At 70.0% G+C, this 14,711-nt stretch carries 17 protein-coding genes; 8 read left to right on the forward strand and 9 right to left on the reverse strand.

Annotated features, from left to right (window positions below; all coding sequences use genetic code 11):
* Positions 1 to 5 precede the first annotated feature (5 nt).
* Positions 6 to 488 (reverse strand): CinA family protein, encoded by a 483-nt coding sequence (locus tag AC1RN0_RS17475; RefSeq protein ID WP_492788746.1) that lies wholly within the window; start codon positions 486 to 488, stop codon positions 6 to 8.
* Complete coding sequence (locus AC1RN0_RS17480; RefSeq protein ID WP_492788747.1) at positions 488 to 1,399, reverse strand: M20/M25/M40 family metallo-hydrolase; 912 nt, start codon at positions 1,397 to 1,399, stop codon at positions 488 to 490. The genes AC1RN0_RS17475 and AC1RN0_RS17480 overlap by 1 nt, the downstream gene beginning before the upstream one ends.
* A 121-nt stretch (positions 1,400 to 1,520) precedes the next feature.
* On the opposite strand from AC1RN0_RS17480, the gene AC1RN0_RS17485 reads away from it, so the two are divergent.
* Positions 1,521 to 1,886: a hypothetical protein gene (locus AC1RN0_RS17485; RefSeq protein WP_492788748.1), complete on the forward strand. Its 366-nt coding sequence runs from the start codon at positions 1,521 to 1,523 to the stop codon at positions 1,884 to 1,886.
* 172 nt (positions 1,887 to 2,058) lie between these two features.
* A complete protein-coding gene (locus tag AC1RN0_RS17490; RefSeq protein ID WP_492788749.1) occupies positions 2,059 to 3,294 on the forward strand; it encodes a serine hydrolase domain-containing protein in 1,236 nt (411 codons plus the stop codon).
* A 4-nt stretch (positions 3,295 to 3,298) separates the two neighbouring features.
* Here AC1RN0_RS17490 and AC1RN0_RS17495 read toward each other — a convergent pair whose 3' ends face one another.
* The gene (locus AC1RN0_RS17495) at positions 3,299 to 3,934 is read right to left on the reverse strand and encodes a hypothetical protein (protein WP_492788750.1); all 636 of its coding nucleotides are present in this window, start codon (positions 3,932 to 3,934) and stop codon (positions 3,299 to 3,301) included.
* Positions 3,935 to 4,078: 144 nt separating this feature from the next.
* Here AC1RN0_RS17495 and AC1RN0_RS17500 point away from each other — a divergent pair, with 144 nt between their 5' ends.
* The 4 genes from AC1RN0_RS17500 to AC1RN0_RS17515 are packed head-to-tail and all read left to right on the forward strand — an operon-like array spanning position 4,079 to position 6,005.
* Positions 4,079 to 4,309, forward strand: a complete 231-nt coding sequence (locus AC1RN0_RS17500) for a BolA/IbaG family iron-sulfur metabolism protein (RefSeq protein ID WP_492788794.1) — start codon at positions 4,079 to 4,081, stop codon at positions 4,307 to 4,309.
* Positions 4,310 to 4,312: 3 nt separating this feature from the next.
* A complete protein-coding gene (locus AC1RN0_RS17505) occupies positions 4,313 to 5,164 on the forward strand; it encodes an aldo-keto reductase family protein (RefSeq protein WP_492788751.1) in 852 nt (283 codons plus the stop codon).
* Between the two features lie 59 nt (positions 5,165 to 5,223).
* Entirely contained in the window at positions 5,224 to 5,568 is a 345-nt protein-coding gene (grxD, locus tag AC1RN0_RS17510; protein ID WP_492788752.1) for a Grx4 family monothiol glutaredoxin, read from the forward strand.
* Positions 5,569 to 5,591: 23 nt separating this feature from the next.
* Positions 5,592 to 6,005, forward strand: coding sequence for an acyl-CoA thioesterase (locus tag AC1RN0_RS17515; RefSeq protein ID WP_492788753.1), 414 nt, complete (start codon positions 5,592 to 5,594; stop codon positions 6,003 to 6,005).
* Positions 6,006 to 6,058: 53 nt separating this feature from the next.
* On the opposite strand, the gene AC1RN0_RS17520 is transcribed toward AC1RN0_RS17515, so the two are convergent.
* Positions 6,059 to 6,433 (reverse strand): hypothetical protein, encoded by a 375-nt coding sequence (locus tag AC1RN0_RS17520; RefSeq protein WP_492788754.1) that lies wholly within the window; start codon positions 6,431 to 6,433, stop codon positions 6,059 to 6,061.
* Between the two features lie 62 nt (positions 6,434 to 6,495).
* Here AC1RN0_RS17520 and AC1RN0_RS17525 point away from each other — a divergent pair, with 62 nt between their 5' ends.
* Positions 6,496 to 7,650, forward strand: a complete 1,155-nt coding sequence (locus tag AC1RN0_RS17525; protein ID WP_492788755.1) for a serine hydrolase domain-containing protein — start codon at positions 6,496 to 6,498, stop codon at positions 7,648 to 7,650.
* 57 nt (positions 7,651 to 7,707) lie between these two features.
* Here AC1RN0_RS17525 and rpsD read toward each other — a convergent pair whose 3' ends face one another.
* The gene (rpsD, locus tag AC1RN0_RS17530) at positions 7,708 to 8,325 is read right to left on the reverse strand and encodes a 30S ribosomal protein S4 (protein WP_492788756.1); all 618 of its coding nucleotides are present in this window, start codon (positions 8,323 to 8,325) and stop codon (positions 7,708 to 7,710) included.
* 250 nt (positions 8,326 to 8,575) lie between these two features.
* Here rpsD and AC1RN0_RS17535 point away from each other — a divergent pair, with 250 nt between their 5' ends.
* Complete coding sequence (locus AC1RN0_RS17535) at positions 8,576 to 10,018, forward strand: FAD/NAD(P)-binding protein (RefSeq protein ID WP_492788757.1); 1,443 nt, start codon at positions 8,576 to 8,578, stop codon at positions 10,016 to 10,018.
* Positions 10,019 to 10,189: 171 nt separating this feature from the next.
* On the opposite strand, the gene fghA is transcribed toward AC1RN0_RS17535, so the two are convergent.
* From fghA to AC1RN0_RS17555, 4 genes are all read right to left on the reverse strand, one after another.
* Positions 10,190 to 11,026: an S-formylglutathione hydrolase gene (gene fghA, locus AC1RN0_RS17540; protein ID WP_492788758.1), complete on the reverse strand. Its 837-nt coding sequence runs from the start codon at positions 11,024 to 11,026 to the stop codon at positions 10,190 to 10,192.
* 166 nt (positions 11,027 to 11,192) lie between these two features.
* Positions 11,193 to 12,302 carry an S-(hydroxymethyl)glutathione dehydrogenase/class III alcohol dehydrogenase gene (locus tag AC1RN0_RS17545; RefSeq protein WP_492788759.1) on the reverse strand — a complete coding sequence of 370 codons (1,110 nt, stop codon included), beginning with the start codon at positions 12,300 to 12,302 and terminating at the stop codon, positions 11,193 to 11,195.
* 204 nt (positions 12,303 to 12,506) lie between these two features.
* Complete coding sequence (locus tag AC1RN0_RS17550; RefSeq protein ID WP_492788760.1) at positions 12,507 to 13,787, reverse strand: DUF1254 domain-containing protein; 1,281 nt, start codon at positions 13,785 to 13,787, stop codon at positions 12,507 to 12,509.
* A gap of 21 nt (positions 13,788 to 13,808) precedes the next feature.
* A complete protein-coding gene (locus AC1RN0_RS17555; protein ID WP_492788761.1) occupies positions 13,809 to 14,591 on the reverse strand; it encodes an RNA methyltransferase in 783 nt (260 codons plus the stop codon).
* Between the last annotated feature and the right edge of the window lie 120 nt (positions 14,592 to 14,711).

A 14,711-nucleotide genomic window follows, 5' to 3' on the forward strand; every position in this document is an offset into this window, starting at 1 on the left:
CCCGCCTACGCCAGCACCGCCTCGAACCGCTCCAGCGCGAACCGGGCGAAGGCCAGCATGTTGGCCACCCGGTCGCTCTCGCCGGTCTCCAGCGTGAACGCCGCCTCGACCGGCCCGACCACCCCGACGCAGGTGTGTCCCGCCGCGTCGCCGTGGGGATTGCCGCTCGGCCCGGCCGCGCCGGTCTCGCACAGACCCCAGGTCCCGCGCAGCTTCTCGCGGATCACCCCGGCCATGAACAGCGCGTAGGGCTCGCTGGACGAGCGGATGCCCGGCGGCATGGTTTCGCGGGTGATGCCCAGCAGACCCTTCGCCACGTTCGGCGTGTAGGTGACGCTGGCGCCCTGGTACCAGACAGACGCCTTCGGCACGGCCAGCAGGGCCGCCGACACCAGGCCGCCCGAGGACGACTCGGACACCGCGACGCTCTCGCCGCGTTCAACGAGCCGCGCGCCGATGCGCGTGGCGATGGGGATCAGGGTCTGCATCAGCGTCCGGCCTCTTTCATCATCGCATCGAGTTCATCGTCGAACAGTCGCGTCGCCGAGACGACCAGGGCCACCACGCCGGTGAAGAACGGCTGCGGCACGGTGGCGAAGTCGTCGCTCGGCTGGTGGTACTCGGCGTGGTCCTCGACGCCGAAATAGACCCAGGGCACGCCCTTCGCGGCGAAGGCGCCCTGGTCCGACTGGGTGGTCCAGTTGTTCTGCGGCCCGTCGGCGTCGGTGTCGTGGCCGAGCTTGAGGGTCACCTGCGCATCCTTCGCGAGGCGCTCGAGGCGGGGCTTCAACCACGGAAACACCGCGCCGCCCGAGACATAGATCTCGCCCTTCGCGTTCTTGGCCAGCATGTCGAAGTTCACGTCCAGGCCGATGTCCGCCAGCGGGACCGGCGGCGACTCGACGAAGGCGCGCGCGCCGCGCAGGCCGCTCTCCTCGCCGTCGAGGGCGACGAGGATGATGGTGTGCTTCGGCGGCGCGGCCCGGAAGGCCTCGGCCACCGCCAGCAGACCGGCCACGCCCGAGGCGTTGTCGTCAGCGCCGTTGTAGATCACGCTATCCCGGGTCCCCAGGTGGTCGTAGTGGGCGCTGACCACGATGGCCTTGCCGCCGGCGACGGTTCCCGCGATGCGCGCGAGGAGGTTGACGCCATGGACCTCCTTGCCGTCGCGCTTGCGGGTGAAGGCGAACGGCTGCTCGACGACGGTCAGGCCCATCTGTTCGAACCGGCTGCGGATGTAGGCCCGCGCCCTGGCCGAGCCCTCGGTCTCGATGCCCCGGCCGGCCATGTCGTCGGCGGACAGGATGCGGACATCCTCGAGCGCCCGGTCGCCCGGCGCGGCCATGGCGGGCGCGACGGAAAGGAAGGCCGCGAGGGCGGCGATGAGCATACGGCGCATGAAGGCTCCGGAAGGACCAGCCTTCTCAATGCGGGGCCGCGGGCGACCGTGCAAGCCGGTCATGCGCCGTTCAGGTCCGGCCTGTCAGGCTCATCGTCAACCAGAACCCCCGGGTGCCCCCATGAAGACCCTGCTCGCCGCCGCCCTCGCCCTGACCGTCCTGACCCCGGCCGCCGCCCAGGCGACGGGCCCCGCCTGCGACGTCAGCGTCCAGTTCGGCAGCTACGCCATGGGCATCGACGGCCGGGGCTTCGACCGGGTGCAGACCTGGGTGCGCCGTCATCCGCGCCTGATCCAGATGTCGTCCGTGAGCAGCTGGGGCCGGGAGGGCGAGAAGACCGTCTGCCTGACCACCCGCACCCGCAAGGACGCGGCGATGGCGTTCCGGGAGATCCGCGGCCTGATCGGCAAGGGCCAGCGCGGTCCGGTCGAGGTGCGCACCCTCGACGGCCGCGTGTGGCGCTCCCATCCGGGGACGGCGCGCTAGGACGAGGCAATCAGGGGACAGCTTACTCATTTCCAATGCTGTGCCGGCTCCCGCTCGGGAAATGAGTAAGCTGTCCCCCGATTGCCCCAGACCGCCCATACCGCTTTTTCTGCTTTCCCTCCCCCGCCTCGCCCGGCCATCATGCCGGCAACGAGAAAAACGGGAGCGAAACATGGACGCCCAGTCGCAGTGGACCGGCCTCAACGCCGATCGGCTTGAGCGGATCACCGATCACATCGAGCGCAACTACATCCAGCCCGGCAAGATCGCCGGCTGCCAGGTGGAGGTGCGGCGGCACGGGCACCAGGCCTATGCCCGCAGCTTCGGCCTGCGCGACCGCGAGCGCGGCACGCCGTGGTCCGACGACACCATCGTGCGCATCTATTCGATGACCAAGCCGATCGTCTCGGTGGCGCTGATGACGCTGATGGAACAGGGCCGTTTCGAGCTCGACGATCCGGTCACCCGCTACATCCCCGAATGGAAGAACCATCGCGTCTGGGTCTCCGGCGAGGGCGACAGCATGGTCACCGAGGCCCCGGCGCGGCCGGTCAGCTTCCGCGACGTGCTCAGCCACACCGCCGGCCTGACCTACGGCTCGATGCTGGCCCAGCTCAGCGGCCTGCCGATCGAGCACCCGGTCGACAAGGCCTACGACGTCGTCGGCGTGCGCCGCGGCAGCGAGACCCTCGACCAGTTCCTCGAGAAGCTCGGCCGGGTGCCGCTGCGCTACCATCCCGGCGAGCGCTGGCAGTACAGCCTGGCCACCGACGTCTGCGGCGGGCTGGTCGAGCGGATCAGTGGCATGCCGCTGGAGGACTATCTGCAGAAGACCATCTTCGAGCCGCTGGGCATGGTCGACACGGCCTTCCACGTGCCGGCCGACAAGGCCCACCGCTTCGCCGCCAACTACATGCGCATGCCCGACAAGAGCCTGAAGCTGTCGGACGACCCGCAGACCAGCCCCTATCTCAAGGATCCGGTGTTCAAGTCCGGCGGCGGCGGCCTGGCCGGGACGATGGCCGACTACGTCCGGTTCGCCGAGATGCTGCGGGCCGGCGGATCGCTCGACGGAGTCCGGGTGATCGGCTCGCGCACGCTGGACCTGATGGTCCACAACCATCTGAAGGACAACCAGGACCTGACCCAGGCGGCCATCGGCGGCTTCTCGGAGACCTCCAACGCCGGCATCGGCTTCGGCCTGGGCTTCGCCATGACCATCGACCAGACGGCCACGGGCGGCCTGTCCAGCGGCGACTTCTACTGGGGTGGCGCGGCCTCGACGATCTTCTGGGCCGACCAGGAGGAGGACCTGTCGGTCGTCTTCATGACCCAGCTGATGCCGTCGGCGACGTTCAACTTCCGCGGCCAGCTGAAGAGCCTGGTCTATTCGGCCATCGAGGACTGAGGGATCAGGGATAGGTGTCGCGGATCCAGCGGGCCGCGACACCTTCCTCGGCCGCCCAGGCCCGGCTGGGACCGGCGGCGGCGCGGACGGCGGCGGCGTCGGTCGCCCTGCAGCTGCTCTCGTCGACCACCGTCAGCCCGGGCAGGGGCTGCAGCGTCACGTAACGCCGCTTGCCGTCGGTCATCGCGCCCTCCGGCGGCGGCGGTCCGCACATCACGGGCCAGGCGGTAAAGGCCTTGATGCCCGCGCCGTCGCCCGCCGTCTGTTCAACCCCGAAGAACTGGTAGTCCACCTTGCCGTCTTCGGTCGTCGCCACCTGCAGGACGGGCGGGTCGCCGGCGGACAACACGAACGGCACGCTGGTCCATTCCCCTGTCCCGGTGACATCGCCCTTGCCGGGCTTGTCGTAACCCAGGATTTCGCCACCCCGCAGCAGCATCCAGTCGGCGCAGTCCGGCCAGCGGGTCACGGGCAGACGCGCATCGTAACGGCAGGCGGTATTGTCATGGTTCTGGACGGCCCAGACACCGTCGCGCAACGCCGGCCCCGTCGCCTCGGTGACGAACAGCGGGTGGTCGCTGTGCACGCGGTTGCAGCCGCCGAGAACCAACACCAGACACAGACCCAGCAGGACTCTCATGGCGCTCTCCGATCACGGACGCGTGAGCATGGCGCCGATCCCGCGCCGCCGCACGTCAATTCGAGCGCCCGGTCCGGCCATCCAGCGGATGTTAAGCATTATGGCGCATTGAAAGGACTGTTTCCGGAGACCGCCCCCGTGCCGATGACCGCCGTCGACCTCGAATCCCGCCTGCGGACGGCCTTCCCGGACGCCGAAATCGAGATCACCGACCTGGCCGGCGACGGCGACCACTACAAGGCGCGCATCGTCTCCGCCGCCTTCGCGGGCCTGCCCCGCGTGCGTCAGCACCAGCTGGTCAACAAGGCGCTCGCCGATGTGCTGGGCGGAGCCCTGCACGCCCTGGCGCTCGAAACCGCCGCCCCGGCCGGCTGACGCATGCGCTATCGGCCCTACGGCAAATCCGGTCATGTGGTCTCGGCCGTCTCCCTGCTGCTCGACGGCGCGGTGCGCCATTCGGTGCGGGACTGGCGGACGCTGATCGCGACGGCCATGGACCATGGCGTCAACGGCTTCGAGATCGCCGGCGGCTCCCCGGCCCTGATCGAGGCGGTTACGGCCGCCTTCGCCGAGATTGAGCGCGACCTGCTGTTCATCGCCTGGCGCCCCGTGGCCCTGCCGGCGGAGCCCGGCAACACGATCGAGGCGCTGCTGGCCCGCACGGGCCTCGACTACCTCGACCTGATCAACTTCGACAGCGCGCCGCCGGCCGCCGAGGTGCTAGAGCGCATCCGGATGATGCGCTGGGTGCGGTCATGGGGACTGACCAGCGACGACGAGGACACCGACCTGCTGATCGCGCGCGGCGCCTTCGACTGCCTGACCACCTGCTACAGCCCGGTGTCCGGCTGGCGCGAGCGCAACCGCCTGAAGTCCGCCGCCGAGCGCGGCCTGGCCGTGATCGCCCGCAATGTCTGGCCCGAGGCGATGCAGCCCAAGACCGTGCTGTTCAAGAAGCCGCAGCTGCTGGGCCGCCGCCGCGAGCCGCTCGCCGGCGTCGGCGGCTACGGCTTCCTCGAGAACACGCCCGGCTGGACCGCCGAGGAGATCTGCCTCGCCTATGTCCTGACCGAGCCGGCCGTGACCACGGTGCGGTTCGAGGTCGACCGCGTCGATCAGCTGATCCGGCTGGCCGAGGTGCCCGACCGTGATCTGCCGACCGGCGTGGCGGCACAGATCGAGATGGCCCGCTTCTCCGACGACGCCAGCCGCAAGTCCGCCCGGACTTGACCGGGCCCGGTCGCGTGCCTAGCTGATAGGCTGACGTTTCAAGCCCAAAGGCCCCTGCCGTGACCGACGCCGCTGTCGCCAATCCCGCCCACGATTTCATCGCCCGCACCGTGGCCGAGCATCCCGTCGTGGTGTTCATGAAGGGCGAGCCGGAACAGCCGCGCTGCGGTTTCTCCGCCCAGGTCGTGCAGATCCTCGACCACCTCGGCGTCGACTTCGTCGGCGTCGACGTGCTGCAGAGCGATGTCCTGCGCGACGGCATCAAGCTCTACAGCGACTGGCCGACGATCCCGCAGGTCTATGTGAAGGGCGAGTTCGTCGGCGGCTGCGACATCGTCCGCGAGATGTTCCAGGACGGCGAACTGAAGACGCTGCTGGAAACCCAGGGCCTGCTGACCGCCTAGGTCCGCGCGTCCCGGCGGACAGAATGAAGCTCCTTACGCCCCCGGAAAACCGGCAGGTCTTCACCCTGCCGTTCATCCCGAAGCCCTCCGACATCGACGAGAACGGCCATGTAAACAACGTGGTCTATCTCGGCTGGGTGCAGGATATCGCCATCGCCCACTGGCGCTCGCGCGCGCCGGCCGAGGAGGCCGCGCACTGGGCCTGGGTCGTGCTGCGTCACGAGATCGATTACCGCCGGCCGCTGATGCCCGGCGAACATGCGACCGGCCGCACCTGGGTCGGCGAGCGGCGCGGCCCGCGCTTCGACCGCTTCGTGCGCATCGACGGCCCCGACGGCGAGATGTGCGCCCAGACCCGCTCCGAATGGGTGCTCGTCGACGCCGTCACCAAACGTCCCGCCCGTGTCCCGGCGTGGATGGAAGAGATGTTCATCTAGGCCGGGACTGGCCAAGCTGTCCCTTGGGACTGCTTGTCCTGTCCCCGTCACCGTCAGAGGCCGCCCGGCCCTGTCCAGGCCACCAGCGGATTGGCCACGAACACCGGCGTCCGGCCATCGAGCCCCAGCTCCGACCAGGTGAAGGTCAGTTCGATCTGGCCCTGGGCGAAGGACCGGCAACGGTCGACCGTCCTGCGCCCGAACGCCACGCGCGGCCCGGCCGGGGTCTTCTCGACATAGACGGCGAAGTCCGCCTTCGTCGTGCAGCCGTTCGAGGCGACGCGGATGGCCAGGGCGTCCCGGCCGGCGGAGGCGGCATAGAGCGGCTCGAGCAGTTCGAACCCCGCCCCGACCGGCGCCGCGGGCCGCAGCGTGGCGCAGCCGCTGAGCAGCAGGGTTCCGGCGATGAGGACGGCGCGGCGGTTCATCTTGTCACCAAAGACGCCGGCGCCGGACTTGTCTAGGCTGGCCTTCCCACTGGAAGCGCGCCGTGATCCGAACCGCCCTCACCCTCACCGCCCTGCTGCTGGCGACACCGGCCCTGGCCCGGCCCGCCCTTCCCCCACCGGCGGCGATCGACGCCGAGGTCGCCAGGGTCATGACCGACACCGGCGCCCAGGGCCTGGCGGTCGCGGTGATCGACGGCGGTCAGGTCCGCTACGTCCAGGCCTACGGTAGACGCAACGCGGCCGGCGACCCGCTGACGCCGGACACCATCATGTACGGCGCCTCCCTGACCAAGGCGGTGTTCGCCTGGACGGTCCTGAGCCTGGTCGACGAGGGTCGCGTCGATCTGGACCGATCGATCGCCGCCGACCTGCCCAGGCCTCTGACCGACTACGACGACCCCGACGAACGCTACGCGCCGTGGAACACCCTGGCGGGCGACGACCGCTGGCGGAAGATCACCCCGCGCATCCTGCTGACGCACAGCGCGGGCTTCGCGAACTTTTCCTGGCTGGAGCCCGACCAGAGGCTGCACATCCATTTCGAGCCGGGATCGCGCTACGCCTATTCGGGCGACGGGATCATCCTGATGCAGTTCGTGCTGGAAGAGGGCCTGGACATTCCGGTCGGCCCGGCGATGCAGACCCGGGTGTTCGACCGCTTCGGCATGACGCGAACCAGCATGACCTGGCGGCCGGATTTCGCCGGGAACCTGGCCGACGGCTGGGACATGCACGGCAAGGTCGAGCCACACGACGAGCGCGGCCGGGTCCGCGCCGCGGGCTCGATGGACACCACCATCAACGACTTCGCCCGGTTCGCGGCCGGCATGGTGCGGGGTGAGGGCCTGTCGAAGACCTCTCGCAAGGCCATGACCACCGGCTGGCTGCCGATCACCACGCGGCAACAGTTCCCGAGCCTGTTGCCGGAGCGGCCGGTCGCCGAACGGCGGCCGGACCTGGCGGCGGGGCTCGGCGTGGTGACCTTCAAGGGCCCGCAGGGGCCGGGCTTCTTCAAGGGCGGCCACAACGACACCACCGCCAATACCTGGGTCTGTATCGAGCGCAGCCGGCGCTGCGTCGTACTGCTCAGCAACGACGTCCGCGCCGAAACGGCCTTCCCCGCGCTGGTCCGGTTCATCCTGGGTGACACCGGCGCGCCCTATGACTGGGAGTACGGGCTCCCGGCCGCGCCATAGCAAAAGGGCCCCGGATCGCTCCGGGGCCCTTCGCAATGCCTTGGGTCGGTTCAGGCCTTAGGAGGCGTAGAATTCGACGACCAGGTTCGGCTCCATCTTCACCGGATAGGGCACTTCGGCCAGTTCCGGGGCGCGGACGAAGGTCGCCGCCATGTGGCGGGCGTCCACGGTGATGTAGTCGGGGGTGTCGCGCTCGCCCGAGCTGAGGGCTTCGAGCACGAGGGCCATGTTGCGCGACTTTTCGCGGACGCTGACGACGTCGCCGGCCTTCACGCGGTAGGAGGCGATGTTGACGCGCTTGCCGTTCACCAGCACGTGGCCGTGGTTGACGAACTGACGGGCGGCGAAGACGGTCGGCACGAACTTGGCGCGGTAGACGACCGCGTCGAGACGGGCTTCCAGCAGGCCGACCAGGTTCTCGGCCGTGTTGCCCTTGCGGCGCGCGGCTTCGGTGTAGGTGCGGCTGAACTGCTTTTCGGTCAGGTTGCCGTAGTAGCCCTTCAGCTTCTGCTTGGCGCGCAGCTGCAGGCCGAAATCGGAGACCTTGGACTTGCGGCGCTGGCCGTGCTGGCCGGGGCCGTAGGAGCGGGTGTTCACCGGGGACTTCGGACGGCCCCAGATGTTTTCGCCCATCCGGCGGTCGATCTTGTACTTGGCGCTATGGCGCTTGGACATATGTAGCTCTTTTCAGTTCGACCCGGGCCGGCTCCCCCGAAAGTGGAGGCGCGATCTCAACGGCGGCTTCGTGTCACCCGTCATGGAATCCCGGCGCCAGCCGGCAAGCCGGTGGCGTGGGAAGGCGCGCTTATGACGAAGCGGGGCCGGCGAGTCAACTTTTGGAGGCCGGCGAGGCGCTACCCCTCCCCCCGACTCGCCAACTGCCGTTAGATGCCCCTACGGCAAGTTGCGCGACCCCAGAGGGCCGATGGCGTTCGACACTCCTCCTGCCCGCCGGACCCTCGCCATCGTCGGCGGCGGGTTCAGCGGCTCGCTGCTGGCGCTGAAGCTGGTCGCGCTGCGGCCCGACTGGCGCGTGGTGCTGGTCGAGACGTCGAGCCGGCCGGGACGCGGCCTGGCCTATGGCGCTTGCGCGCCCTCGCACCTGCTCAATGTGCCGGTCGCCCGCATGGAGGCGGGCCTCAGCCCAGCCTACGGCGACTGGCTGGCCGGGCGGACGGAGATGGCCGAGACCCTGGCCGAGAGTGGTGGGGAGATGAGCGCCGCCTTCTCGCCGCGCGAGCTGTGGGGCCAGTACCTGCAGCAGCAGGTCGCCGCCGCCCGCGTGACCGACAACGGCCCCGGCCTGACCGTCCTGCGCGGCGAGGCCGTGCGGCTGCTGGATCCGCCCCGGCGTGGACTGGTGCTGTCCGACGGTCGCGAGATCGAGGCCGACACCATCGTGCTGGCCACCGGCAACCTGCCGCCCCGCCCGCCCCTGCCGGCCGACAGCTGGCTGCGCGACAGCGCCGCCTTCGCCGCCGATCCCTGGGCGGCCGACGCCCTGGCCGGGATCGACCCGGACGCGCCGGTGCTGCTGCTCGGCACAGGCCTGACCATGGTCGACATCGCCCTGAAGCTGGCCGAGGAGGGTCATCGCGGACCGATGCTGGCGGTTTCGCGGCGCGGGCTGCTGCCGGGCGCCCACCGCTACGGCGGCCACTGGGAGCCGTTCCTCGCGCCCCTGCTGCCGGCCAGCCCCCTGACCCTGTCGGCGGCCATCCGCGCCGAGGTGAAACGCGCCGAGGCGGCCGGCCAGCCCTGGCAGCGGGTGATCGACGCCGTCCGGCCGGTCATCGCCCGCATCTGGTCGAGCTGGACGGCGGCCCAGAAGCGCCAGTTCCTGCGCCACCAGCGGCCGCGCTGGGACGTCCACCGCCACCGCATGGCCCCGCGCATTGCGGAACGGATCGCGGCGCTGATGGCGTCCGGCCAGCTCGTCGTCCGGGCCGCCCGCACCCGCGACTGGACGCCGGCCGGCGAGGCCGTGGCGGTGACTCTGCACCCGCGCGGCGGCGACCGCGCTGAGACTCTGACCGTGGCGAAGGTGATCAACTGCACCGGCCCCCGCAGCGACCTGCACGGGCTGGAGGTCCCGCTTTACGCCGACCTCGCGCGCAGGGGTCTGATCGCGCCGGATGATCTGGGGCTGGGGCTGGAGACGGCCGACTGCGCCGTGCTCGGCGCGCGTGGCGAGGTCTCGACCTGGCTTTATGCGCTCGGCCCCCTGACCCGTCCCGCCTGGTGGGAAATCACCGCCGTCCCCGAGATCACCGCCCAGGTCGACGGCCTGGCCCACCGGCTGGCCGAGGATGCGATCGTCGGACCGTCGCTGCAGGAGGTGTTCGTCGATCTCGGGGCGGGGATCTAGATCCTCCTCCCTCCCCGCTTGCGGGGAGGGGGACCATGCGGAGCATGGTGGAGGGGTCAGCGCTGGAGATGGTGAGCGCTCGCGTTTTGGCTCGAACCTCTGACGCCGGCGCTGCCCCTCAGTCACGCTCCGCGTGATAGCTCCCCGCGAGCGGGGAGCATTGTCGGAACGCTACTCCAGCCTTTCCCGATGCCAGGCCAGGTGGTCGGCGATGAAGGTCGCGACGAAGAAGTAGCCGTGGTCGTAGCCCTCGTGGCGCAGGACCGTCAGCGACTGGCCGGCGGCGTCGCAGGCGGCTTCAAGCAGTTCCGGCTTCAGCTGTTCGACCAGCCACGGGTCGGCGGTCCCCTGCTCCACCAGGATGTCGTCGTAGCGGCCTTTCGCGGCGCCGGCCTCGATCAGGCGGGTGGCGTCATGTCCGGTCCAGGTCGTCTCGTCACTGCCGAGGTAACCGGTGAAGGCCCTCTGCCCCCAGGGGCAGCGCGTCGGCGAGCAGATCGGCGCGAACGCCCCGACCGAGCGGAACAGATCGGGATATTTCAGCGCCAGGGTCAGCGCCCCGTGGCCGCCCATGGAATGGCCGCTGATCGCGCGACGGCCCGCGTCGACCGGGAAGGCGCCGTGCACCGCCTCGAGCAGGTCGCGGACGATGTAGGTCTCCATCGTGAAGTGCGGCGCCCACGGCTGTTCCGTCGCGTCGACATAGAAGCCGGCGCCCTTGCCGAAGTCGTAGTCCGGATGATCGGCGACCTCCTCGCCGCGCGGGCTGGTGTCCGGCGCGACGATGGCCAGGCCGAGCGCCGCGGCCGCGCCGTAGGCCCCGCCCTTGGTGGTGAAGTTCTCCTCCGTGCAGGTCAGGCCCGACAGCCAGACCAGCAACGGAAACGGGCCCTCGCCCGGCGGCAGGAAGATCGTGAACCGCATCGGCGTGCCGGTCGCCGCGCTCTGGTGGCGGCAATAGTGCAGCGTCCCGTCGAACGTGCGGTGGGTGGAGAGGATTTCGACCATTTCAACTTCCGCTCATCCCGGCGAAGGCCGGGACCCAGGTTTGTATGTGCTTGGTTTGGCTCGCGCCGCGTTTTCCAGAAAAAGCCTGGGTCCCGGTCGGAGTTCATCCTCGGGCGCGCGCACCGCGCGACCCGGGGGGCCGGGATGAGTGGGCTTGGAGGATCGACTAGAAAACCACCACCGACCGGATGCTCTCGCCTGCGTGCATCAGGTCGAAGGCCTTGTTGATGTCTTCCAGCGGCATGGTGTGGGTGATCATCGGGTCGATCTGGATCTTGCCGTCCATGTACCAGTCGACGATCTGCGGCACGTCGGTGCGGCCGCGGGCGCCGCCGAAGGCCGTGCCCTTCCAGACCCGGCCGGTGACCAGCTGGAACGGGCGGGTGGCGATCTCGCGGCCGGCCTCGGCCACGCCGATGATGATGCTCTCGCCCCAGCCGCGATGGCAGGCCTCCAGCGCCTGGCGCATGACCGTGACATTGCCGGTGGCGTCGAAGGTGTAGTCGGCGCCGCCGTCGGTCAGGGCCACCAGATGGGCGACGATGTCGCCGCTGACGTCCTTGGGATTGACGAAGTGGGTCATGCCGAACTTGCGGCCCCAGGCCTCGCGGTCCGGGTTGATGTCCACGCCGATGATCATGTCGGCGCCGACCAGCTTCAGGCCCTGGATGACGTTCAGGCCGATGCCGCCGAGGCCGAAGACGATGCAGTTGGCGCCCGGCTCGACCTTGGCCGTGTTGGTCACCGCGCCGACGCCCGTGGTCACGCCGCAGCCGATGTAGCAGGCCTTGTCGAACGGAGCGTCCTTGCGGATCTTGGCCAGGGCGATCTCGGGCAGCACCGTGTGATTGGCGAAGGTCGAGCAGCCCATGTAGTGGGCGATCTGCTGGCCCTTGTAGGAGAAGCGGCTGGTGCCGTCCGGCATCTGGCCCTTGCCCTGGGTGGCGCGGATGGCGGTGCAGAGGTTGGTCTTGCGGCTGAGGCAGCTTTTGCACTGCCGGCATTCGGGCGTGTAGAGCGGGATCACATGATCGCCGGGGACCACGCTGGTCACGCCGGCGCCCACTTCCAGCACCACGCCCGCGCCCTCATGGCCGAGGATCGAGGGGAAGATGCCCTCGCTGTCGAGGCCGTCGAGGGTATAGGCGTCGGTGTGGCAGATGCCCGTGGCCTTGATCTCGACCAGCACCTCGCCGGCGCGGGGACCTTCCAGGTCGACCTCGACGATCTCCAGCGGCTTCTTGGCTTCGAACGCGACGGCGGCGCGGGTCTTCATCGGGCGACTCCTGTTTGGACGCGGGGACTATAGCCAGCGCGATCAGGATGTCAGCCGCCCCCCGCCGTCATGGCCCGACTTGTCCGTGCCATCCAGGCACGCCGACTGGACAGGCGGGGCGCTGCCTCGTCCGTCCGTTACGGCGACCACCGTGTTCCTGGGCGGCCCGGACAAGCCGGACGATGACGGACTCAGGGCGGTCGGTCAGGCCGCCACGATCGCCGGCACGCGCCAGCGGCCGTCGAGCAGTTCGGCCCGCGGCAGATAGGTGCGCAGGAACATCGCGTAGGGCCCCGTCCCGGGCGCCGGCAACCAGTTGGCGCTGCGCGCGCCGCCGGGGTCCGTTCGGCCGATCCAGATATCCAGCGAACCGTCGACGTTGCGCGTCAGCCCGCGCGTCCGGTCGCCGACGGCGTAGCGGTTCAGCGGATTGTCGGTGAAGAAGAACTGACCGTCGGCCGTCGCCTCGTACATCGACAGCGACCAGAAGCCGTCGACCGGCAGCTGCGCCGGAAGCGTTAGGCGAAACAGGCCATCGCCGGTGAACAGCCCCTGCCCGTCGCCCTGGGCGCGCATGTACATCGCCTCGGCCACCGGCAGGGCGCCCAGGCCGCCAAGGGCCACGGCCGCGCGATAGAGGTAGTCCTGGCCGAAGTCGCCGAGGTCGGCCTTGGGATAGCTCCAGCCCTGGATATAGGTCTGGCGGGCGAAGGCGGTCTTCGCCAGGGTCTGGGCCTCAGCGACCCCGGCCTTCGCGCCCTCCGACAACGGCCCCGCCTTCGGCCCGAGAATGGCCGTCGCCCGGCGCAACAGCCTCAGGTCGGTCATCGGCGCCGGATCGCTGGCCAGCAGCGCCCGGGCGCTGGCGAAATAGTCGTCCGCCGGCGCGGCCCGCCCGGCGTAGGCCGGAACCGGCGTCGCATTCGTCGGGCCCGTCAGGGTCAGCGCCTTGAGCAGGACCTGCACCGCTGGCACATCATCCGGGCCATCGACCAGCACCCGCGCCAGCACCCAGGCGTGCGGCGTCGCGACCTGGATGGCGTTGTCCGGATAAGCATCCTCGCCCGGCCCGACCAGGGTGAAGACGCCGCCGTCGCCGCCGACCGTACGCGAGCCCAGCACGACGTTGTTGTTGGTGAACATGTCCATCACGGCGACCGACCAGTAGCGGGCGCCCATCGCCGGCACGGTCAGGGTCACCGGCCCCCTGGTCAGGTCGATCCAGCCGGACGAATAGAGGGTGTCGTTGTTGGGCGTCGTCACGAACCGGCTGGTGTAGTCGGCCAGACCCCGGACGGGGGCGAAGCTGTTGATCCGGCCGCCGGCGGCCAGGCCGCGCGCCCGGGTGGTGGCCATCTCGATCAGCGGCAGGGCGTAGAACCAGGCGTCGCGGGCGACGGTCCGGTCGTCGTCGGCCGCGTGGGCCGGAAGGGCGGCGCCCAGTCCGATCGCGCCCGCGCCCAGAAGCAGCGTCCTGCGGTCCATGAGAGCCTCCCGATGGTTCTGTCAGTCCTTGGCTTCGGTCTTAGCGGCGGCCTTCTGGCGCGCAAGCTTTTCGAGCACCCGGCCGCGGCCCTTCGACAGGGCGGTCACCACGCCGCGCCAGGTGCGGACCTCCTGGTCGGTCAGCCGCGAGCGGCCGAGTGAAATACGCAGGTTGCGGACCATCGACGGCCGCTTCTCCGGCGGATGGAAAAACCCGGCGTTGTCGAGTTCGCTCTCCAGCTGTTCGTAGAGGCCGACCACCACGGACATCTCGGCGGGTCCGTCGACATTGACCGCGAAGGCCTCGCGCGGCCGGTCGGCGACGCCGAGGCGCCATTCGTAGGCGTTGAGCGCCACGGCCTGCGACAGGTTCAGCGAGCGGAACCGCTCATCCACCGGGATGGTCACGATGCCGTGGCACAGGGCGATGTCGTCGGTCTCCAGCCCGGCCCGTTCGCCGCCGAACAGCAGGCCCACGCCCTCGCCGGCGTCGACGGCGGCATGCAGCCTGGCGGCCGCCTCGCGCGGCGTCAGCACCGGCAGCTGGGTGCCGCGCGACCGCGCCGTCGTGGCGTAGACCAGCTTGAGGTCGGCGATGGCGTCCTCAAGCCGGTCGAAGACCCTGGCGTTGTCCAGCGGCCAGTCGGCGCCGGAGGCCGACGGCCAGGCGCGCTCCTGGGGCCAGCCGTCCCGGGGCCGCACCAGCCGCAGGTCGGCCAGTCCGAAGTTGGCCATCACCCGCGCCACGGCGCCGATGTTCTCGGCCAGCTGGGGTTCATTGAGGATGACGACGGGTGGGTTCACGGTGGGCTTCCAATTCGGACCGCGCGGGCGACCCGGCTGTTTTATCGAAGGGCCGGGCAGATAGCAGAAAAGAAATCATCCCGGCGCGCCCATTCGCGGCGGCAAGGCGTTAGACTTCCC

It is taken from the genome of Caulobacter sp. GW821-FHT12F03 (assembly GCF_058806855.1).

Coding starts and splice junctions, on each gene's coding strand:
- AC1RN0_RS17475 (WP_492788746.1), bottom strand. CDS start 488: ATGCAGACCCTGATCCCCATCGCCACGCGCATCGGCGCGCGGCTCGTT.
- AC1RN0_RS17480 (WP_492788747.1), bottom strand. CDS start 1,399: ATGCGCCGTATGCTCATCGCCGCCCTCGCGGCCTTCCTTTCCGTCGCG.
- AC1RN0_RS17485 (WP_492788748.1), top strand. CDS start 1,521: ATGAAGACCCTGCTCGCCGCCGCCCTCGCCCTGACCGTCCTGACCCCG.
- AC1RN0_RS17490 (WP_492788749.1), top strand. CDS start 2,059: ATGGACGCCCAGTCGCAGTGGACCGGCCTCAACGCCGATCGGCTTGAG.
- AC1RN0_RS17495 (WP_492788750.1), bottom strand. CDS start 3,934: ATGAGAGTCCTGCTGGGTCTGTGTCTGGTGTTGGTTCTCGGCGGCTGC.
- AC1RN0_RS17500 (WP_492788794.1), top strand. CDS start 4,079: ATGACCGCCGTCGACCTCGAATCCCGCCTGCGGACGGCCTTCCCGGAC.
- AC1RN0_RS17505 (WP_492788751.1), top strand. CDS start 4,313: ATGCGCTATCGGCCCTACGGCAAATCCGGTCATGTGGTCTCGGCCGTC.
- AC1RN0_RS17515 (WP_492788753.1), top strand. CDS start 5,592: ATGAAGCTCCTTACGCCCCCGGAAAACCGGCAGGTCTTCACCCTGCCG.
- AC1RN0_RS17520 (WP_492788754.1), bottom strand. CDS start 6,433: ATGAACCGCCGCGCCGTCCTCATCGCCGGAACCCTGCTGCTCAGCGGC.
- rpsD (WP_492788756.1), bottom strand. CDS start 8,325: ATGTCCAAGCGCCATAGCGCCAAGTACAAGATCGACCGCCGGATGGGC.
- AC1RN0_RS17535 (WP_492788757.1), top strand. CDS start 8,576: ATGGCGTTCGACACTCCTCCTGCCCGCCGGACCCTCGCCATCGTCGGC.
- fghA (WP_492788758.1), bottom strand. CDS start 11,026: ATGGTCGAAATCCTCTCCACCCACCGCACGTTCGACGGGACGCTGCAC.
- AC1RN0_RS17545 (WP_492788759.1), bottom strand. CDS start 12,302: ATGAAGACCCGCGCCGCCGTCGCGTTCGAAGCCAAGAAGCCGCTGGAG.
- AC1RN0_RS17550 (WP_492788760.1), bottom strand. CDS start 13,787: ATGGACCGCAGGACGCTGCTTCTGGGCGCGGGCGCGATCGGACTGGGC.